Source organism: Bradyrhizobium sp. P5_C12 (assembly GCF_054049735.1).
Genome location: NZ_JBFULU010000004.1, coordinates 220616 through 240970, shown reverse-complemented (window position 1 = coordinate 240970; position 20355 = coordinate 220616). Strand labels below are relative to the sequence as shown.

Below are 20355 nucleotides of genomic sequence, written 5' to 3'. Positions count from 1 at the left end.
ATCGCAGAAAAAAGCAAAAGACTTCGAAAACGGGAGGAAACGATGAGAGGGCGTCCGATCTCACGGCGAAGCGTTCTGAAGGGCAGCTTGATGGCCAGCGTCATCGGCGGCGCCGGCAGCTTCTTTGGGCCGTGGAAAGAGAATCATGCCTGGGCGCAAGGCGCGAAGCCGATCAAGCTGGGCCTGACCTGCGACGCCAGCGGTCAATACGGCAACAGCGGACAGGATGACTTCCGCGGCATCAAGATGGCGATCGACGAGTTCAATGCCAAAGGCGGCGTGCTCGGCCGCCAGGTCACCTTCATCACCGCGGACACCGAGACGACGCCGGCCACCGGCAGCCGCGTCGCCGAACGGTTCATCACCCGCGAGGACTGCACCATCCTGATCGGCGCGCTGCATTCCGGCGTCGCCAACGCCATCACCCAGGTCGCCAGCAAATACGGCGTGATCTACCTGAACACCAATTCCTCCGCGCCGAGCGAAGCCGGGGAGAATTGCTCGCGGGTGAAATTCGTCTGGGACGGCAACGGCACCAATTTCTCCAAGGCGTCGGTCAAGAACGCGGTCGATTCCATCGGCAAGAACTGGATGCTGCTGACCAACGACTACGTCTGGGGTCACACCACGTCCGCCGCGACCAAGACGCAGGTCGAGGCTGCCGGCGGCAAGATCATCGACAATCTGCTGGTGCCTCAGAACACCCGCGACTTCACCGCCTACCTCCTGAAGATCCAGCAAGCCAAGCCCGACGTGGTGGCGACCGCGATCGGCGGCGACGACATCAAAGCATTGCGCGAGCAGGTGGCGCAGCTCAAGCTCGACGGCAAGCCGGCCTGGATCAACAACCAGCAGGACTGGCCCGACGTGTGGGGCGCGCCCGACAGCCTGTTCGGCGTGTTCGGCACCACCTGGTATCACAAGCTGCCGCTGCCCGGCGTCGCCGAGTTCGTGAAGAAGTGGCAGGCCGCCAACAAGGACGGCCCGATCCCGGTGCCGGGCAATGTCTCCTACAACGGCTACATGTCGACGCGCGAATTGCTGCGCGCGATCGAGCGGGCCGGCTCGACCAACAACGTCAAGATCATCAAGGAGCTCGAGAACCTCAAGGTCTCGGCGACTGACCGCATGCAGCATTTCGACGCCTACATGGATCCCATGACGCATCAGATGCAGCAGACGATCTATCTGGCGCGGCGCAACGCCAAGCCGGCCGACAACACCGACCTGTTCGAGATCATCAGCTGGACGGAACCGAAATCGGCCGCCGATGACGCTGCACCCGGCAAGTGCAAGCTCACGCCCTACGAGCAGGTGCCGACCGTCGACTCCTAGCGACGGTGCGTCGCGTCGTGGAACGAGCGGCGCGCATGTCGCGCGCCGCAGACCCGGGCCATCGAGGCTTGGGTGAGCAATGCCAGTTGCGAAAGCCAAAACCTTGTTCGACCTACTTCCGCATCTTCTGAACGGCCTGACGCTCGGCCTGCTATTCGCGCTGATCGCGCTCGGCTTCATGCTCATTGTCGGGCTGATGGAGCAGATCAACCTGGCGCACGGCTCCCTGTTCGCGCTCGGGGCCTATGTCGCCATGCAACTGACAGGACCGCGCCCGCCATTGCCGGCAGATCTTGCGAAAGTGTGGCTCGCGCTCCCGCTCGGCTGGCGCTACGCCGCCACGCTGATCATCGCACCCGTGATCGTGAGTCTGGTCGGCATGCTGATCGAGCTCTGCATGCGGCGAACCTACGGCAAGGATCCACTGTACGGACTTCTCCTGACCTTCGGCGCGGCGATGGTGATCGAGGAGTTGATCCGCCTGGTCTGGGGCACGCGCGACTATGTGCTGCAGGTGCCGTCCGCCATCAACGGCGGCTTCCTGTTCGGCGATCTGATCTGGTCGACCTATCGCTTCTACGCGGCGGGCATCGCGGCCGGGATCATTGGTCTGGTCTGGCTGTTGATCGAAAAGACCTCGTTCGGCGCGACGGTCAAGGCTGGTGCGCATGACAGCGAGATCGTCCGCGCGCTCGGCATCAACCTGTCGCGATTGCGGCTGCTGGTCTTCATGTTCGGCACGATGCTGGCCGCGATCGCGGGCATCATCGTCGCGCCGATCTGGGGCATTCGTCCGCATATGGGCGTCGATGCCGTCATCCCCGCGTTCCTGGTGATCGTGCTCGGCGGCGTCGGCAGCTTTTGGGGCGCGGTCGTGGCGGGGTTGCTGGTCGGACTATGTGTCGGTCTCGCCGGCGCCTACGCGTCCGAATGGTCGCTGTTGTCAATGTACGTCCTGCTCGTTGCCGTCGTGACGTTCCGTGCACGCGGCCTGTGGGGCAAGAAGAGCGTGCTCGAGGCCTAGGGAATGATTGTGGGATCAAATTCTTCACCTGACGCCGCGCGCCTCGTCACGCCGACGATGCTGGTGCTCTGGCTCGTGCTTGCAACGGTGCCGCTCTGGATCACGCGGATCGGGCTCTATCCCTATCTCGGCATAGAGATCCTGATCTGGTCGCTCTATGCGCTTGCGTTCAATTTGGTGCTGGGCACGGCCGGACTTCCCTCGTTCGGACATGGCGCCTATTTCGGCATCGGCGCCTATGCGTTCGGGCTCTGCCAGTTCGACATCGTCGCCAATCTCTGGATATGCCTCGCTGCCGCGGCCGTGGTCGCGGGGCTTGCCGGCGTGCTGGTGGCGCTGTTCATCTCGCACCGGCGCGGCATCTATTATGCCTTCATGACGATCGCGTTCGGCCAGATCTTCTGGACGCTGGCGATCAAGTCGCACCGCATCACCGGCGGTGAGGATGGGCTTCTCAAGATCAAGCGGCTTCCGGCCGATTTCGGGCTGGCGTCGTTCGATCTCACCGACAATGTCGCATTCTACTATTTCGTGCTCGCGGTCTTCGCGGTCGGTACCGCCGTATTGTGGCGGCTGGTGCACTCGCCCTATGGCCGCGTCGTCGCTGCGATCAGGCAGAGCGAGGTTCGCGCCGCCCATCTCGGCTATAACGTCTGGCTCTACAAGGCGTCTGTGTTCGCGCTGTCGGCGGCCGTGTCCGGCTTTGCCGGCGGACTGTTCGCGATGGCGCAGCTTGCCGCATTCCCCGATGTCATGAGCCTGCATCAATCCGGCTACGTCGTGATGATGACGCTGGTCGGTGGCGGGCTCGTCAGCTTCTGGGGGCCGGTGATCGGCGTGTTTCTCTTCCTCACCGCGCGCGACGTGATCGGCGCGCTGACCAATGCCTGGATGCTCTATTTCGGTCTGCTGTTCATTGCGATCGTGCTGTTCCGCCCTGAAGGCATTGCCGGCGCGCTCTCGGCCGCCATGCAGCAACATTCATTGAACGCGCTAAGGCGACGCGGTACGTCGGCAATGCGGCTGTTGGTCGGGGGCGGACGATGAGCATGATCGAAGCCGCCGGTGTCCACGTCCGCTTCGGCGATCGCGTCGTGCTGGAAAGCGTCGATCTCGCGGTGGCCGAGGGCGAGTTTCACGGCGTGATGGGCCCGAACGGTGCGGGCAAGACCACCTTCTTCAACGTCCTCACCGGCAGGGTGAAACCGAGCCGCGGCAGAGTCCTGCTCGGCGGCGAGGATGTCACGGGATTGAGCCCGCACCGTATCGCCGCCAAGGGCATCGCCCGCTCGTTTCAGATCATGACCCTGTTCGACGAATTCTCCGCCCGCGACAACGTCATGATGGGCTTGCCCGCGTTTCGCGCCCGTGGCCTCGATATCGCCCGTGCCGCAGCCGGCGACCCCAGGTTTGCCGAGCAGGCATCCGAAGCGCTCGCCGCGGTCGGGCTTGCCGACAAGGGCGATGTCCGCGCCAAGGACCTGTCCTATGGCGACCGCCGCGCACTGGAGATCGCGGTCGCGCTCGCGCAGGCCCCGCGCGTGCTGTGTCTGGACGAGCCGACCTCCGGCCTCGGCTCTGACGGCGTGCAGCGGCTTGCCACGCTGGTCGCGCGTTTGAAGGGCAAGCTCACCATCGTCGCGATCGAGCACGACATGGAATTCCTGTTCTCGCTCGCCGATCGCATCTCGGTCATCCATTGGGGCCAGGTGGTGGCGCGCGGCACGCCGCACGAGCTGCAGCAGAACGAATGGGTGCGGCGCTCCAACCTCGGGAAGTTCGCATGATCCTCGAAGTGGATGGGGTCGATACCTTCTACGGCGAAACCCAGGCGCTGTTCGGCGCCTCGCTCGCCATCGAGCACGCCAAGGTCTTTGCACTGCTCGGGCCCAACGGCGCCGGCAAGACCACCATGCTCCGTTCGATCCTCGGCCTGACGCGTCCGCGTCGTGGCGCGGTTCGCTTCGACGGGCACGACGTGACGCGCGATCCGACCCACGAGATCGCGCGCGCCGGTATCGGCTGGGTGCCCGACGACCGGCGGCTGTGCCCGACCTTGTCGGTCGCGCGCAATCTGTCGATCGCGCAGAAGCGCACGCGCTTTCGCAACTGGAGCGTCAAGGAGGCCGCTGCGATCTTCTCGCCGCTCGAATATCTCATGGAGCGCGACTGCGAGAACCTGTCGGGCGGCGAGATGCAGATGGTCGCCATTGCGCGCGCACTGGTCGGCTCGCCGGGACTGGTGCTGTTCGACGAGCCGAGCCAGGGTCTTGCGCCAAAGATCGTCGGCGACGTGCTCGCCACCATCTTGCGCATGAAGGAGGAGGGGATCGCCTCGCTGGTCGTGGAGCAGAATGCCGAGATCGCGCTGTCGGTGGCTGACCATGCCGCGGTGATCGATCGCGGCCGGATCGTCTGGACCGGCGAGGCCGCCACCTTGCGTGACGATCGCGCCCTTCGGCAGCGCTTGCTGGGAGTACAATAAGTGACCGCACCGCTGCTCGTCCTCGATGATGTCCGCAAGGTCTACACAAGGGGCCGCCTCATCCGCCGCCCGACGTTCACGCTTCAGGCGAACCTGTCGTTGGAGGAGCCGGGCATTGTCGGCGTGGTCGGGCCGAACGGCGCCGGCAAGACGACCTTGTTCGAGATGATGACCGGCTCCAACGCGCCGACCTCGGGGCGCGTGCTGGTCGCGGGCACCGATATCCACGGCGTCAAATATCGCGAGCGCGACCGGCTCGCGATCCACTATCACCAGTCCTATCAGGTCCGGCGGTTCCGCAGGCGCGTTCCGTCCGCCTTGCTGGCGCCGTCGCCGACCCGGACGCCGCTGGTTCACCTGTTCGACGAACCGCAGTTCAACCTGCAGGACGGCTATATCGGCTTCATGCTCGATTTCTTCCGCAAGCTGCGCGACGAGGGCAGGCTGGTCGTTCTCTGCATGCATCCGACAGCCAGCTGGCACCTCGACATCCTCGCCGAGATCGCCGGGCAATTCCTGTTCGTCGCCGGTGGCGGGGTAACGCGGATGGCGGACTTCCGCACGCTCGCCGCCGAGCCGCGCTTCCGACTCTATCTCGGACCGGAGATGACGCGCGCCGCGGACGCGATCTGTCATAGCTCGACCTAAGTCATCAGCGACAACAAGGAGACTCCGTTGACCTATTCGAACACGCAGCTTTTCATTGCCGGCAAATGGCGACCGGCCCATTCCGGCAAGGTGATCGAGGTGCGCAATCCCGCGACCGAGGAGGTGATCGGCACCGTTGCGCATGCCGGCCGGTCCGATCTCGACGAGGCGCTCGCCGCCGCTTCGGCCGGCTTCAAGGTCTGGCGCAACGTTGCCCCCTTCGAGCGCTGCCGGATCATGCGCAAGGCCGCCGCGATCATGCGCGAGCGCAATGACGAGATCGCGCCACTGCTGACGATGGAGCAGGGCAAGACGCTGGGCGAGGCCAGGATGGAGGCAATGGCCGCGGCAGACGTCATCGAGTGGTTCGCGGAGGAGGCCAAGCGCGCCTATGGCCGCTTGATCCCCGCGCGCGGCCCCGGCATCTACCAGATCGCGATGAAGGAGCCGGTCGGCCCGGTCGCCGCGTTCACGCCGTGGAATTTCCCGATCAACCAGGTCGTGCGAAAGCTGTCCGCCGCGCTCGCCGCCGGCTGCTCGATCATCGTCAAGGCGCCGGAGGAGACGCCAGCCTCGCCGGCGCAGCTCATCCGCGCGTTTGCCGACGCGGGCGTGCCCGATGGCGTCATCAACCTCGTCTACGGCGTACCGTCGGAAATCTCCGAATATCTGATCCCGCATCCGGTGATCCGGAAAATCTCCTTCACCGGCTCGACCCATGTCGGCAAGCAGCTCAACGCGCTTGCGGGCCTGCACATGAAGCGCGCCACCATGGAGCTCGGCGGTCATGCGCCGGCGATCGTCTTTGCGGATGCCGACGTCACCTCGGCCGCGAAGATTCTGGCGGCAGCAAAATATCGTAACGCCGGCCAGGTCTGCATCTCGCCGACGCGGATGCTGGTGCAGGACGATGTGTTCCGCGAATTCGTGGATCAGTTCGTCGACAGCGCCAAGGCGTTCAAGGTCGGTAATGGCCTCGATCCCGAGTCCAAAATGGGCTCGCTCGCCAATCCGCGCCGCGTCACCGCCATCGAAGGCATGGTGCAGGACGCCGTCGGCAAGGGCGCCAGGCTCGAAACCGGGGGCAAACGCGTCGGCAACAAGGGCCATTTCTTCGAGCCGACCGTGGTGAGCGATGTGCCGAAGGATGCGCGCGCGATGAACGAGGAGCCGTTCGGCCCGCTCGCCCTGATCTCCCGCTTCTCGTCTTTCGACGACGTGGTCGAGGAGGCCAACCGGCTGCCCTTTGGCCTTGCCTCCTACGCCTTCACCAGCTCGGCCAAGACGGCGGCTGCGATCGGCGCGGCGGTCGAGGCCGGCATGATGTCGATCAACAGCTTTGGTCTGGCACTGCCCGAAGTGCCGTTCGGCGGCATCAAGGATTCCGGCTACGGCTCGGAAGGCGGGACCGAGGCGATGGAAGGCTACTTCAACACCAAGTTCATCAGCCAGACGGGCGTGTGAGAGAGCGTTGCACGCGAGGCAGCGCGATCATCGCGGGGCTCAGCGCTTGACGAAGACCAGGTTGCAGGCACGCGCCTCGTTGCGCTTGCCGCTGCCGCGGGTGCGTTCGAACTGCGCATCGACCGTAAATGCGTAGGGAGAGCCGGGCGGCAGGTTATTGAGGGTGTAAGTGCTCGCCCCTGTCGTGCCGCGCGCGCTCAAGGTGGTCTTGCCGTCCGCGGGGATCTGGCCGTCGATCTCCAGCCGGTTGACGCTGCCCTGGCCCTGCGCCTCGGCGTGAAACACGCCGTTCGTCACGGTGGCAGCCAGGGGCCTGGTGAAGCCCTGCGCCTTGCCTGTCGTCGGGCAGTTCAACGTCACGTCCCAGCTGCCGTCGAAATCCTTGCTTCCCGTGGTTCTGGCGTTACCGGAAGGTGCCAACGCCGTCTTCTGCTTCAACCCTTCGACCCGCGCCTTGGCGAGGGTGGCGAAGATGCAATTCGGGAATCTGGCGAGATGGTCCTCGTAGGCCCCCAGCGTGCCGATGCCGTCCGCAGCCTTCCAATGCGCCTCCGCAGCCGCGCACGGGTCGGCCCGCGGCGCCGCTTGGGGCGCGGCCGGGGCGACCGTGACCGACACCGGCCCGTTCAGGTAGAACTTGCCGATGATCGACAGCGACAGCTCCGGCAGCTGGGTCTTGCCGCTGGAGTCATAGACGTCGCTGCTGATGTCGCGAAAGACGTCGCCGATCTCCTGCGGCTCCTCGATGTGCTTCAGGAACGCGGTCGTGTAGGGGCTGTTGCGACCGGTGCCATCGGCGGCGACCTGCCCCGATTGCGTCGAGAACGACACGATCGTGCCGCGCGGCGCTTCGACCTTTGACAATCCCCGTCCGAGCGAGGCGGCGCGGGTCGCGGAGCGCTTGAGGCCTTCCGCCAGCGGGTTGTCGCGGCAGGAATCGAGCACCAGGATGCGCAGGTTCTTGGCCTGCTGCAGGTCGTTCACGATGTCGTCGACCCGCACGAAGCGCTTCAGGTCGGCTTCGTCGGTCAGCACGGCGTCAACAGGCATCAGGTAGTTCACGCCGTTGTACTGCATCGCATGGCCGCTGTAGTAGAACATGGCGACGTCGGCCCGGCTCGCCGCGCGCGCGAAGCGGATGGTCAGGTCCTGCATGTCGGCCTGGCGCAGGTCGATGCCCTGGAGCACCTCGAAACCGCTGCGCCTGAGCGAGGCCGCGACGTCTTCGGCATCGTGCGACGGGTTGGGAAGCTGCGCCGTAGAGGCATAGGCGCCGTTGCCGATCACCAGGGCGACCCGCGTTTCCGCCGATGCGGGACCCAGGCACAGCCAGCAGGCGAGGAGGGCCAGGAAAAATCGAGGCAATATTCCAGAAGGAGCACGCATGAATGCCTTCCAGGGAAATATCGAAAAATATCCCTCCAGATTAGCGCATGCCGCGCCGGCATCAATGCCCTTGCTTTGGAACCGTCAAATTTGCCGGCCGTGACATCCTGTCACGCCGGGCTCGCCGCCACGATCTTGCGCAGCCCCATCTCGGTTGCGATCGCCTCCCTCACGGCGGGCCGCGCCTGCATGCGTTCGAGATAGGCCGACAGGGATGGCCATTGCGCGATGTCGACCCCCGCGGGACGCAGCAGCAGCAAGGCCCAGGTGAGGTGGGCATCCGCGACGGTGAAGCTGTGGCCGACGAGGAATTCGCGGTCCGCAAGGTGCGCTGATGGTACCGACAATGTATGCGCGATGCGGGCACGCGGCTTGGCGAGCGAGCCGTCGTCCTTGTACCAGAAGGTCGGAAACAGGAACGCCTTGTGGATCTCGGCGCCGATGAAGCTCAGCCATTCCTGGAGGCGATAGCGATCGGGATCGCCGAACCGCGGCGCGAGCCCCGTCTCCGGCTTCAGATCGGCGATGTATTGCAGCACCGCCGCGCTCTCGGTCAGCCGTTCGCCGTTCTCCAGCACCAGGACCGGCACCGCGGCCTTCGGCGAGACGCCGCGGAAATCGCTGTCGTCGTCCGCGACCTGCTTGGTCAAGAGATGCACCTGATGATAGCGCGCATCGAGGCCCGCTTCCATCAGCGCGATGCGGCTCGCGAGCGAGCAGGCCATCGGCGAGAAATAGAGTTGCAGCATCGCGTTGCTCCGTTATTTCAGCGCATCGCCGCGCGCGATGATCGCGAAGCGGTCGGATAGCTCGGCGAGTGCAACCTCGTGGATGGTCCGGGCGTCCAGCGTGCCGCCGCGGCCGTCGGGCAGGTCGCGGGTGGCGCAGGCGTCGGCGTCGATGGTCGTGCGAAAGCCGAGGTCGAGCGCGGCGCGCGCCGTGGAGCTGACGCACATATGCGTCATGAAGCCGGCCAGCACGATGTTCTTCCTGTCGGTTGCCGCAAGGCGCGCCTGCAAATCAGTGCCGGCAAACGCATTCGGCAACTCCTTCTCGATCACCAGCTCGCCGGCACGGGGGCTTAGCTCGGCGACGATGGCGCCGCGCTCAGTGCCGCGATCGAACAGGCTGCCGGCCTTGCCGCGATGGGCGATATGGATGATCGCGGCTCCGCTCTCGCGTGCCCGTGCCAGGAGCGCAGCCGCTCGCGCGATGGCGGGCCGGGCGTCGGGCAAAGCGAGAGGACCTGCGAGATATTCGTTCTGGATATCGATCAGCACCAGCGCGGCGTCGCCAAGACGCGGCGGGTTGAGGTCGGCACCGGCGAGCTGCAGCAGGGTCTTTGCGGTCGTCATGGTCTGGAAATCTCCGGGGCAAAAGGTGCTGCGAACATAGCCCCGGGAATGCCTGCCGATATGCAGGGATATTGCAGCGGGTGGCTGCAATATTGCAGGCCGCTCCCGGCCGGTATAACCTCGCACAATGAACTGGGACGATCTGCGCATCATCGCTGCGGTCAGGGACGAGGGCACCTATGCGGGCGCCAGCGCGCGGCTGCGCATCGACGAGACGACGGTCGGGCGCAGGCTGTCGCGCATCGAGCGTGCGCTCGGTTTGCGTCTGTTCGAGGCCGCCGACGGCGTCCGCAGGCCGACGCGGAGTTGCGAGGCGGTGCTGGCGCATGTCGAGGCGATGGCCGCACATGCCGCCGAGATCGGTCGCCTCGGTGAGAGCCTGGCAGGTCCGGTGGGACGCCTGCGCATCGCCTCCACCAACACGGTCGCCGAGGAGGTTCTGTCGCCGCGCGCGAGCGACTTCCTGCGCGCCAATCCCGGCCTGACGCTGCAATTCCTCACCTCGAGCGAGAACGTCAAGTTCTCGCGCTGGGAGGCCGATCTCGCCATCCGGCTGCGCAAACCCGACAAGGGTGACTTCGCGATCTCCAGGCTCGGCGACGTCAAGCTGTATTATTTCGAGCCTGTTACGACCGAGGGCGAGCCGGTGCTATGCGCCTATCCGGACGAACTCGGTGCCATTCCGGAGACGCAATTCCTGCGCACGAAGCAAGCCCGCGCGCGCTGCGTCACCGACAACGTTCGCGTCATCCGTAATCTGATCCGCGCGCATCAGGCCGCCGGCGTGTTGCCGGAGTATAGTTGCGCGGACTTGCTCGGCGATCGCCGCCTGCGTGCCACGCTGCTGCCGAAGCGGCGCGACGTCTGGCTGCTCGTGCAAAACCACCTCAAGCGCGACGCCGCAACGCGCGTGACGATCGACTGGGTGAGGGCGTGCTTCCAGGAGATGTCGCGTACTTGACGTCACGTCGCGGTGTGACGATCGCGTCACAGCGCAAGGCGTGTGACGAAAAATCTCAGCTTTCCCCCTTGCACCCCGAACGTGCTTCGTCTATTAGCCCGCTCCTTCGCTAGGCCATGGGTTCGGGCTCGTTGAGATCCCGACTGGCGCGATCCGGTTTCCGGTCTCGTGTTCCGCCGAATGAAGAAAACCGCAGGACGTAGCTCATGGAGAGCGTCGGGTTGAACACCCGAAGGCATCGGTTCGATTCCGGTCTCTTGCACAAAGGATAGCTCAGTTTGGTAGAGCAGATGATTGTGACTCATCCTGTCGCGGGTTCGAATCCCGCTCCAGCGCTCCGTTTCAGCCTAAAACGCTGATACCTCTGAAGGGGACCGGACGCGCGCTTCAGTCGCCGTCCGGCCGCATTGCCCAAAAGGCTTTCGTCCGAACAACGACACTGTGAGACCGGCTTTGCGCCGCGGGTAGATACCGCTTGCGCTGATGCCGGGTGGCTCCGCATGACCGCTCGACACGCGTCGAGCGATCGCGCGCGTGCGCCCGTCGTCACGCAAGCTCAAGCCCCGGCCCGCCGATTTTTCAGGAAGCGTCGTCCGCGTCCTCACGTCCTTTGCGAACGAAACCTGTCGTCCGGCATCCGGCCGGGCGCAAACGAAGGAGGCGTGCCAATGACTTTGAACAAGACCTGGCATTTGCTGACGTTGAACGTGACGGTCAAGGATGGCGAGCGTGCGTTGCTTACGCGCAATGGGCAGCTCGTGCGCGTGCTCGCGCCCGGCAAGCATCGCCTGTTCGATCCCCTGCACGAGCTCAAGGCCGAGGTGCGCGATGTGGTCCGTGAGGAATTCTCCGCGGATCGCTACGCGGTGCTGAAGGCCGCGCGGCCTGATCTCGCCGCCGAGCTGTTCGAGGCGATCGAGACCAAGGCGGACGAGATCGCCATCGTCAGCCTCGACGGCCGGCCCGTGCATCTGATGACGCCCTGGCAGGTGCGCGTCTACTGGAAGGTCGCGACCCGCATCGATGTCGAGCGCATCGATGTGTCGCGCGATCCCAAGGTCAGCGCGCGGCACCTGACCATGATCGAGCGCAACCGTTCGACCGTCGTGATGGAAGCGGTGGTCGAGAACCACGAGGCCGGCCTGCTCTATGTCGAGGGCCGGCTGGTGGAGCGGCTCGCGCCCGGCCGGCACGCCTTCTGGACCGTCGGCCGCAAGATCGAGGTGAAGCGCCTCGACCTGCGGCCCCAGGCGGTCGAGATCACCGCGCAGGAGATGCTGACCAAGGATCGCATCGCGCTGCGGGTGACGCTGACGGCGTTCCGCCGGATCGTCGATCCCGAGCGCACGGTTGCGACCGTGCCCGACGTGGATGCGTGGCTGTACCGGCTGGTGCAGTTCGCGATCCGCGAGGCGGTGGCCGGCCGTACGCTGGACGAGGTGCTGTCTGCGAAGGCGGTGCTGGATGCGGAGCTGCGCGACTATGTGCGCGCACGCGTCGCGGAGTCCGGCGTGGAGGTGACCGAGCTCGGCGTCAAGGATGTGATCCTGCCCGGCGAAATCCGGGAGCTGGTGAACAAGGTGGTGGAGGCGGAGCGGGTCGCCAAGGCGAACCTGATCCGCCGGCAGGAGGAGACCGCGGCGACGCGTTCGCTCCTGAACACCGCCCGCCTGATGGAGGAGAACCCCCTGCTGCTGCGGCTCAAGGAGCTGGAGTCGCTGGAGCGGCTGGTCGAGAAGGTCGGCCGCATCGACCTCCATGCCGGTAACGGCGAGGGCCTTGATGCCCTGCTGACCCGGCTCGTGCGCCTGAAGGCGCCCGAGAGCGCGTGAACGACAGCGCGTGAAGCAGAAGGGCCGCCCACGGGCGGCCCTTCATCTGTCCGGGCCGAGCCGCCCGCGTTGAACGCAGTCGCGGAGATACGCGACCAAGCTCACGGCGCGCCGGGATTGCGCGTTCCATCGCTTGCGCTACTCTCGATGGCAGATCGTCTTGAATTTGTCTTGGAATTTGTCTTGAAATTATCTTGGGCAGGGGCCGGTACATGACCACTCTTCAGGAAACCATCCGGCCGTCGGCGCAATCCCGGGAGTGGAAGGCGATCGTCATCCTGATCCTGCTGATCCCGGTGTTGTGGTCGCCGCCGTTCTTGATCCGCTTCTTCCTGTTCCAGCCGTTCAACATACCGTCCGGCTCGATGACCCCGACGCTGGTCGTCGGCGACTATGTGTTCGCCGCGAAATACGCCTACGGCTACGGTCCTTATTCGTTTCCTCTTGCGTCGTCCCTGCTCTCGGGCCGCGTCTTTGCCGCCGCGCCGGAATACGGCGACATCGTCGTGTTTCGGACGCCGAAGGACACCTCGGTCGACTATATCAAGCGCGTGGTCGGGCTGCCCGGCGATCGCATCCAGATGCGCCAGGGGCAGCTCATCCTCAACGATCGCCCGGTGACGCGCGTCGCTCTGAAAGAGGTGATTGCCGGCTCTGCCTGCGGTGCCGATGACGGCGCCGGGGTCAAGCGCTGGCGCGAGACGCTGCCGAACGGCGCGAGCTACCAGACCTACGACTGCATCGATAACGGCTTCTACGACAACACCAACGTCTACACGGTCCCGGCAGGCCATTTCTTCGTGCTCGGCGACAACCGCGACAACTCCACCGACAGCCGCGCGATGGGAGCCATGGGCTTCGTGCCGATGGACAATCTCGTCGGCCGGGTGAGGCGGATCTTCTGGTCGCTCAACAACGAAGGCGAGCCGCGCTTCGAGCGGCTGGGGAAGGTGTGGTGAGGCGCGACGGCGCGCCTCACGTGGCGGGCATCTTCCGCCCCTGCGCTTCTTCGATGTGTCGCCGCTGATCGAGAAAGGCCCGGCTTGATCTCGTCTTGAACAATTCGAGGCTCTCGGTTTGATCGGTCGAAGGCGTCAGCGCCTTGTCAGCATATGCGAGCCGATACGGATCGCGCTTGACCTTGCGCGCAAGCCGCTCGAGATGGATTGCGAGCGTCGCCCAGCGAGCTGCTTTGGTCGCCGTTTCCGCGACGAGGCGCGGATAGAACAGCCACGCCGGTTCCGTCGGCAGATGTGGACGGCGCTCATGCCGGCTCTTCAGGCGGAGCACACCACCCTCGAGCGGATGGACATGCTCGATAGGATGGTAGCCTCTGAAATAGAGAACGAAGGTCTTGATCCTGTTGACGCTGTTGCCGGTAGCTGCGGCCCGCCGCATGATCGTTTCGACATGCGTCCAGCTATAATAGGTGGTCCAGGCCGTCGCGTAGGCACTTTCCCATTCGGCCTGCGACATCGTCGCGTGCGCAACCGTGACATGGTCCAAATCGTACTTGTTGAGATCCGGATCCATCGCGACGCCCTTGGAGTACAGAGTCTTGTGGTCCTCTGACCCGGGCAGCGGCGTCAGGAAGAAGAATTCCAGCATGTCGATCGGCAACTCGTCCTGGATGATCTTGATGTCACGGACGATCGACGCAAGCGTGTCGTTCGGGAAACCCAGGATATAGCCGCCGACGGTGACGATCTTGGCCTGCTTCCAGGCAAGCATCATCTCACGGTAATCCGTGATCTTGTTCTGTCGCTTCTTGGCGCCGAGCAAACTGTCCGGATTGATGTTTTCCAGACCGATGAAGCACCTTCGCACGCCAGCCCTTGCGCATTTCTCCACGAATTTCGGCAGCTTGTGGCAAAGGGTATCGACCTGGATAGTGAAGCTCAACTGCCATCCTTCCTTCTCGCGAAGCTCGATGATGCGGTCGAGCAGCACCTCCCAGTCCTTGTTGCGGGCGAAATTGTCGTCGGTGATGAAGAAGGCATGAATGCCCTGCGCGATGTTGGCGCGGATAAGGGCCTCGATGTCATCAGCAGTTCGGCGACGTGACTTGCGACCCTGCACGTTGATGATCGTGCAGAACGAGCACTGAAAGGGACAGCCGCGGCCGGCGTCGAAGCTAGTGGTGCGACCTATCACCCGCTTGATCTGCTCTCGGGGTATGATCGGCAGCGGCTGGCCTTCGAGGTGCGGGAGGTCATTGAGGAAATTGTATTGCGGCTGAAGCTGCCCGGCGACGGCATCCTTCAGGACATGCTCGAGACGCCCCTCAGCCTCTCCGGCAAAAACCGACACGCCGAGATCCATGATCTTGCGAACGTCTGGGTCGCAATCCGGCAACATCGCCAGTGTTCCCGAAACATGGAAGCCGCCGACCGCGACCTGGATGCCCCGGCTTCGAAATTGTCGTGCGATATCAATCGCTCGTGGAAATTGGTTGGACTGTACGCCGACCAGCATCACCATACCGGCATTGGCGGCCTTGATCGAGCGTGCCAGAGCTTCGACCCGCACCATCCGGTTGGTTTCGTCGATCGCTTCAATGTCGATGTCGAATTCAGCGCCAAGAACCCGGCGCTCGCGGCAATCGAGCGCGATGCCATGAAGACACGCCAACGAATTGGAAGGCAGACCTCCCCGCCACCATCGGATCACATAGCCATCACTGTCGTAATGCGACGGCTTGATGAGAACAAGCCGGAATGTCTGGTTCGTTCGCATGCGCGGAGGGTATCCTGCGGACGCTCGATCGCCAACCTCGTTTTAATTGCATCTTGCGGCGACAGAAATATTCGATCGATCGCGCGCGCCCTTGATCATACACGAATGGGGCGATCGGGATAGGAGCAGTGAGGAGCCACGGTCTCTGTCATTCCGGGCTCGGCGCTTCGCGCCGCCCGGAACGACGAAAGAGGGGGCCGCTGCACCGTGTGTCAAAACAAAAACCCCGGCATCGCTGCCGGGGTTTCGCATTCTTTGGCTTGCCTGAACGGCCGGACCTTAGAAGTCCATGCCGCCCATGCCGCCGCCCGGGGGCATTGCGGGGCCGGCGCCGCCCTTCTTGGGCAGCTCGGCGACCATGGCTTCCGTGGTGATCAGCAGGGCCGCAACCGAGGCTGCATTCTGGATCGCGGTGCGCACGACCTTGGTCGGGTCGATGATGCCCTTGGTGACCAGGTTGACGTACTCGCCGGTCTGGGAGTCGAAGCCGTAGGCGTAGGTCTTGTTCTCCAGGATCTTGCCGACGATCACCGAGCCGTCTTCACCGGCGTTGATCGCGATCTGGCGAGCGGGAGCCGACAGCGCCTTGCGCACGATCTCGACGCCGGTCTTCTGGTCGTCGTTCTTGGTGCGCAGGCCCTTGAGCTGCTCGGAGGCACGGAGCAGGGCGACGCCGCCGCCCGGGACGATGCCTTCCTCGACAGCCGCGCGGGTCGCATGCATCGCGTCATCAACGCGATCCTTGCGCTCCTTCACCTCGACCTCGGTCGCGCCGCCGACGCGGATCACCGCGACGCCGCCCGCGAGCTTGGCAAGACGCTCCTGGAGCTTCTCACGGTCGTAGTCCGAGGTGGTCTCCTCGATCTGCGCCTTGATCTGCTGCACGCGCGCCTCGATGTCGGCCTTCTTGCCGGCGCCGTTGACGATCGTGGTGTTCTCCTTGTCGATCATCACCTTCTTGGCGCGACCGAGCATATTGAGCGTGACGTTCTCGAGCTTGATGCCGAGATCTTCCGAGATCGCCTGGCCGCCGGTCAGGATCGCGATGTCCTGCAGCATGGCCTTGCGGCGATCGCCGAAGCCCGGAGCCTTGACGGCCGCGACCTTCAGGCCGCCGCGCAGACGGTTCACGACCAGGGTCGCGAGCGCCTCGCCTTCGACGTCCTCGGCGACGATGACCAGCGGCTTGCCGGTCTGCACCACGGCCTCGAGCAGCGGCAGCAGCTCGTTCAGCGAGGAGAGCTTCTTCTCGTTGATGAGGATGTAGGCGTCGTCCATCTCAACGCGCATCTTGTCGGCGTTGGTGACGAAGTAGGGCGAGATGTAGCCGCGGTCGAACTGCATGCCTTCGACGACGTCGAGCTCGGTCTCGAGCGACTTGGCTTCTTCAACCGTGATGACGCCCTCGTTGCCGACCTTCTTCATGGCGTCGGAGAGGAACTTGCCGATTTCGGCATCGCCGTTGGCGGAGATGGTGCCGACCTGGGCGATCTCGTCGTTCGAGGTGACCTTCTTGGAGTTCTTGACGAGGTCGGCGACCACGGCTTCCACGGCCAGGTCGATACCACGCTTCAGGTCCATCGGATTCATGCCGGCGGCAACCGACTTGGCGCCTTCACGAACGATCGCAGCCGCGAGCACGGTTGCGGTGGTGGTGCCGTCGCCGGCCGCATCGGCTGACTTGGAGGCGACTTCGCGGACCATCTGCGCGCCCATGTTCTCGAACTTGTCGTCGAGCTCGATCTCCTTGGCGACGGTGACGCCGTCCTTGGTGATGCGGGGAGCGCCGAACGACTTGTCGAGGACGACGTTGCGGCCCTTGGGGCCGAGCGTCACCTTGACGGCGTTGGCGAGGATGTCGACGCCACGCAGCATCTTGTCGCGTGCATCGACGCCGAATTTGACTTCTTTAGCTGCCATCTGGATTTTTCCTTGAGGGGGTTAGCTGGGGGAGAGAGGGGGCTCTTAGGCCGCCTTCTTCTTGGAAGCGGGGACGTCGAGGACGCCCATGATGTCGCTTTCCTTCATGATCAGCAGATCGACGTTGTCGATCTTGACCTCGGTGCCGGACCACTTGCCGAACAGCACGCGGTCGCCGACCTTCAGGTCGATCGGGATCAGCTTCCCGGCTTCGTCGCGGCCACCAGGGCCGACGGCGACGATTTCGCCCTGGGAGGGCTTTTCCTTGGCAGTGTCGGGAATGATGATGCCGCCAGCGGTCTTCTCTTCTGCGTCAATGCGCTTGACCACGACGCGGTCGTGAAGCGGACGGAATTTCATGCAGTCCTCCTAAGCATTTGCTCGGATTGATGTTTTGAGGGTGTTAGCAATCGATGCCCGCGAGTGCCAATGCGGGTGAAGCTCAGATAAGCCAGGATTTTTGCGGGAGCAAGGGCTTCTAGCAGAAAAATAAGCACTCGGAAGCGTCGTTTGCCAGTTTCCTTTACCATCCTTAACCGGCCTCGGGGACCGTATTAGCACGGAGCCGCGTCTGCTGCTAACGCATTGAATTTCAACAGCTTGTTAAACTTTTGGGCTTGAGATGGGTTATCAGTTTGCGTCACATTTCTCTCATGTGAGCGCATCTCCACCGGGTGGCTCGTAAGCAGCGTACCGGAAAGCCACCCCCTGAATATGCGCTCCTGCAAAGGAGGTTGGCATGGTCTCGCGGGTTGGGGTTGTTTCCGACGACTTCCGGAAACAGGTGCTGGGTTACGGGCTGACGACGGCGCAAATTCTCTATCGGATGCCGGATCATCCCTCGCTGCTTCAGACCTACGTCTGGCAGAACTACGATCTGTTCCCGAAATTCCCGGTGCTGAAGGATTTCCTGGCGTTCTGGCAGGAGAAGCTCGACGGTCCCTTGTTCTCGGTCACCGTCGCGCATTCCAAGCTGATCAAGCCCGCCGAGCTACGTGCGGTCGACGGCGTGTTCAGGCTGCATTGACGCAGCGATCAGGCGTCGCTGCTGCAATAGCGTTGCCACATCGCGCGATAGGCCTCGTCCACCGCTTGCGCGTAGGCGACCGGGTTGCAGGCGGGCGCAGCCCTGACCTGCCCGGGCAGCTCGCGGCGCAATTTGTCGAGGTCGCCGATCTGCGCCGCGCGGCTCACCGCGATGTCGACATATGCCTCCTCGCTGTCCGTAACCCAGTCGGGCAGGCCAAGCGCAGTGAGGATGGAGCCGCCGGCACGGCTGGGCAGAGTGTTCCCGAGCTTCGCCACCACGGGCACGCCCATCTGCAACGCTTCCAACGTGCTGACGCCGCCGTTCTGCGGGAACGGGTCGAGGGCAATATCGACGCGATGGAATGATGTCAGATGATCGATTCGCAAGGTGGTTCCGAGCAGATCGACGCGTTCGGCGGGCACTCCGCAAGTTGCAAGCCGTGCCAGCAGATTGTCGCGGACCAGTTGATCGTCCAGCGCAACATCCTTGATCAGCAGCCGTGACCCCGGCACTCGCTCGAGAATCCTGGACCAGGTCCGCGCGGCCTGGTCCGAAATCTTGCTGATGCGGTTGAACACACCGAATGTGACGAAGCCGTTCGAGGCCGCCGGCGTCGACGCCCGCGCAAGCTCGAGCGGCAGCGGCTCCAGCGTGACAAAGCACGGCAGATCGACAACGGTTTCCGCAAACAGATGCCGAACCTCGGCAGGAATCGCGACCGGGTCCGAGAACAGATAATCGATCGTTGGCAGACCGGTGCCGGTACCGTGGCCCCAGCCATGCACCTGGATCGGCGCCGGCTTGAGCGCAAACACGCCGAGGCGGTTTCCTTTGGTATGGCCGGACAGATCGATCAGGATATCGACGCCATCGGCGCGGATCTGATCGGCGAGGCGATCGTCGCTCCATTGCGAGGCGTCGCGCCATCGATCGGCGATCTTGTGAAATTCGTCGGTCGCCGCATCCGCTTTCGACGAGCAAGAGTAGCACACGATCTCGAACTGTTCCCGGTCACGGTATTGCAGGACCGGCTTGAAGATGAACGCGGCCGAATGCGCGTTGAAGTCCGCCGAGACATAGCCCAGCACCAGAGGGCGATCCGGATCGCGGCTGTTGTCGTGCGGACTCGCCGCTTCTGAAGCGACTTTCGCGCCGATCTGCTCCCACCATGCTTGCCGCGCTAGCTGATGCTGCTCGACGCTGGCATCGGCCAAGAAATCGAGGGCGAAGATCTTGTTGGAGATCGCGCTCGGCAAGTCAGGCGTGATGGCAAGAGCCCTGTCGAAACTGGCCAGGGCTTCGTCGACCCGGCCAAGTCCGGCGAGACAAAGGCCCAGCACCAGGTGAGCTTGAGCGGATTCGGGATCGATCGCGAGGGCCTTCTCGCAATCGGGCAATGCTTCGGCCATTTGCTGGAGATGGAGCCAGACGCTGGCCCGCCAGAGCCACCCGTTCGCGTCGTCGGGTGCCAGGGCGACTGCCCGATTGCAATCCGCCATGGCTTCGTCAAATCGCAGAAGCTCCTGCAATACGACGGCGCGGTTCGCCAGGGCCGAGGCATAGTCAGGCTTGATCGATAGCGCGCGGTTCAAGCTTGCGAGGGCCTCGTCATAATTGCGCAGACGGCAGAGCACCCAACCCCGGCCGTTGTGGGCTTCGGCAAGGTTTCCGTCAATTGCGAGCGCCTTGTCGTAGCACGCGAGCGCTTCCCGAAGATCGAGGGTCACGCTCGCGTTACCGAGATTGGACAGGGCTAGGGCGTAGTTGGGGCGCAAGGCGAGGGCCCTTCGATAGCTCTCGCAGGCTTCATCGTGACGTCGTAGCCCGTTCAGTGCGACGCCCAGAGTCATGTGAGCATCGGCAGATCGCGGATCCACGGCAACCGCCCGGCTCAGGAGAAGCTCGGCCTGCTGATAGTTCTTGGCGTCGGACTCCAGAACGCCGAGCATGTGCAGCGCGATGAATTGGTTGGGCGCGAGCTGCAGGAGTTGGCGATAGGCCGCCTGGGCCTCGCGGAGAAGCCCCTTCTTGTGCAATTGGAGGGCGTTCCCGAGCAATGGCAGCACGTCGGCTTCCTGCCGTTTCCGAAGCCGGGCATTTTGAAATGCACGCTGACCTACGCTGTTGCTCATGAATCAAGTCCCCCAGAATCTCCCTGCGAGATTAGATCGGCGAGGGA

At 64.0% G+C, this 20355-nt stretch carries 18 protein-coding genes and 2 tRNA genes; 13 read left to right on the top strand and 7 right to left on the bottom strand.

Features of this window, described 5'->3' with window-relative positions:
• The first annotated feature begins 90 nt into the window (after window positions 1-90).
• The 7 genes from ACXJMY_RS05570 (at window position 91) to ACXJMY_RS05540 (ending at window position 6956) form a co-directional block, all read left to right on the top strand.
• Complete coding sequence (locus ACXJMY_RS05570; RefSeq protein ID WP_456618302.1) at window positions 91-1335, top strand: ABC transporter substrate-binding protein; 1245 nt, start codon at window positions 91-93, stop codon at window positions 1333-1335.
• 79 nt (window positions 1336-1414) lie between these two features.
• The gene (locus tag ACXJMY_RS05565; protein WP_456618301.1) at window positions 1415-2359 is read left to right on the top strand and encodes a branched-chain amino acid ABC transporter permease; all 945 of its coding nucleotides are present in this window, start codon (window positions 1415-1417) and stop codon (window positions 2357-2359) included.
• 3 nt (window positions 2360-2362) lie between these two features.
• Window positions 2363-3406 carry a branched-chain amino acid ABC transporter permease gene (locus ACXJMY_RS05560; RefSeq protein WP_456618300.1) on the top strand — a complete coding sequence of 348 codons (1044 nt, stop codon included), beginning with the start codon at window positions 2363-2365 and terminating at the stop codon, window positions 3404-3406.
• On the top strand, window positions 3403-4146 hold the full coding sequence (locus tag ACXJMY_RS05555) for an ABC transporter ATP-binding protein (RefSeq protein WP_456618299.1): 744 nt from the start codon (window positions 3403-3405) through the stop codon (window positions 4144-4146). The genes ACXJMY_RS05560 and ACXJMY_RS05555 overlap by 4 nt, the downstream gene beginning before the upstream one ends.
• Complete coding sequence (locus tag ACXJMY_RS05550; protein WP_248878586.1) at window positions 4143-4844, top strand: ABC transporter ATP-binding protein; 702 nt, start codon at window positions 4143-4145, stop codon at window positions 4842-4844. Before ACXJMY_RS05555 ends, ACXJMY_RS05550 begins: the two co-directional genes overlap by 4 nt.
• A complete protein-coding gene (locus ACXJMY_RS05545; protein ID WP_456618298.1) occupies window positions 4845-5492 on the top strand; it encodes an ATP-binding cassette domain-containing protein in 648 nt (215 codons plus the stop codon).
• 27 nt (window positions 5493-5519) lie between these two features.
• The gene (locus ACXJMY_RS05540; RefSeq protein WP_456618297.1) at window positions 5520-6956 is read left to right on the top strand and encodes an NAD-dependent succinate-semialdehyde dehydrogenase; all 1437 of its coding nucleotides are present in this window, start codon (window positions 5520-5522) and stop codon (window positions 6954-6956) included.
• Between the two features lie 39 nt (window positions 6957-6995).
• On the opposite strand, the gene ACXJMY_RS05535 is transcribed toward ACXJMY_RS05540, so the two are convergent.
• From ACXJMY_RS05535 to ACXJMY_RS05525, 3 genes are all read right to left on the bottom strand, one after another.
• Window positions 6996-8342, bottom strand: a complete 1347-nt coding sequence (locus ACXJMY_RS05535) for a caspase family protein (RefSeq protein WP_456618296.1) — start codon at window positions 8340-8342, stop codon at window positions 6996-6998.
• 110 nt (window positions 8343-8452) lie between these two features.
• Window positions 8453-9091, bottom strand: coding sequence for a glutathione binding-like protein (locus ACXJMY_RS05530; RefSeq protein WP_456618295.1), 639 nt, complete (start codon window positions 9089-9091; stop codon window positions 8453-8455).
• A 12-nt stretch (window positions 9092-9103) separates the two neighbouring features.
• On the bottom strand, window positions 9104-9697 hold the full coding sequence (locus ACXJMY_RS05525; RefSeq protein ID WP_456618294.1) for a cysteine hydrolase family protein: 594 nt from the start codon (window positions 9695-9697) through the stop codon (window positions 9104-9106).
• Window positions 9698-9824: 127 nt separating this feature from the next.
• Here ACXJMY_RS05525 and ACXJMY_RS05520 point away from each other — a divergent pair, with 127 nt between their 5' ends.
• The 5 genes from ACXJMY_RS05520 (at window position 9825) to lepB (ending at window position 13449) form a co-directional block, all read left to right on the top strand.
• A complete protein-coding gene (locus ACXJMY_RS05520) occupies window positions 9825-10658 on the top strand; it encodes a LysR family transcriptional regulator (RefSeq protein ID WP_456618293.1) in 834 nt (277 codons plus the stop codon).
• A gap of 192 nt (window positions 10659-10850) precedes the next feature.
• Window positions 10851-10920: transfer RNA gene (locus ACXJMY_RS05515), tRNA-Phe, on the top strand.
• A 4-nt stretch (window positions 10921-10924) separates the two neighbouring features.
• Window positions 10925-10990, top strand: a tRNA-His gene (locus ACXJMY_RS05510).
• A 336-nt stretch (window positions 10991-11326) separates the two neighbouring features.
• The gene (locus ACXJMY_RS05505; protein ID WP_456618292.1) at window positions 11327-12490 is read left to right on the top strand and encodes a slipin family protein; all 1164 of its coding nucleotides are present in this window, start codon (window positions 11327-11329) and stop codon (window positions 12488-12490) included.
• Window positions 12491-12702: 212 nt separating this feature from the next.
• On the top strand, window positions 12703-13449 hold the full coding sequence (gene lepB / locus ACXJMY_RS05500; RefSeq protein WP_456618291.1) for a signal peptidase I: 747 nt from the start codon (window positions 12703-12705) through the stop codon (window positions 13447-13449).
• Window positions 13450-13465: 16 nt separating this feature from the next.
• Here the strand turns inward: lepB and ACXJMY_RS05495 are convergent, their stop codons facing one another.
• The 3 genes from ACXJMY_RS05495 to ACXJMY_RS05485 all read right to left on the bottom strand — a co-directional run bounded on the left by ACXJMY_RS05495 (window position 13466) and on the right by ACXJMY_RS05485 (window position 17506).
• Complete coding sequence (locus tag ACXJMY_RS05495; RefSeq protein WP_456618290.1) at window positions 13466-15226, bottom strand: B12-binding domain-containing radical SAM protein; 1761 nt, start codon at window positions 15224-15226, stop codon at window positions 13466-13468.
• Between the two features lie 279 nt (window positions 15227-15505).
• Entirely contained in the window at window positions 15506-17146 is a 1641-nt protein-coding gene (gene groL, locus ACXJMY_RS05490; RefSeq protein WP_456618289.1) for a chaperonin GroEL, read from the bottom strand.
• Between the two features lie 45 nt (window positions 17147-17191).
• Complete coding sequence (locus tag ACXJMY_RS05485; protein ID WP_027518760.1) at window positions 17192-17506, bottom strand: co-chaperone GroES; 315 nt, start codon at window positions 17504-17506, stop codon at window positions 17192-17194.
• A gap of 379 nt (window positions 17507-17885) precedes the next feature.
• Between ACXJMY_RS05485 and ACXJMY_RS05480 the strand changes: the two genes are divergently transcribed.
• The gene (locus ACXJMY_RS05480; protein ID WP_456618288.1) at window positions 17886-18173 is read left to right on the top strand and encodes an usg protein; all 288 of its coding nucleotides are present in this window, start codon (window positions 17886-17888) and stop codon (window positions 18171-18173) included.
• An 8-nt stretch (window positions 18174-18181) separates the two neighbouring features.
• On the opposite strand, the gene ACXJMY_RS05475 is transcribed toward ACXJMY_RS05480, so the two are convergent.
• Entirely contained in the window at window positions 18182-20308 is a 2127-nt protein-coding gene (locus ACXJMY_RS05475) for an O-linked N-acetylglucosamine transferase, SPINDLY family protein (RefSeq protein ID WP_456618287.1), read from the bottom strand.
• Window positions 20309-20355 lie beyond the last annotated feature (47 nt).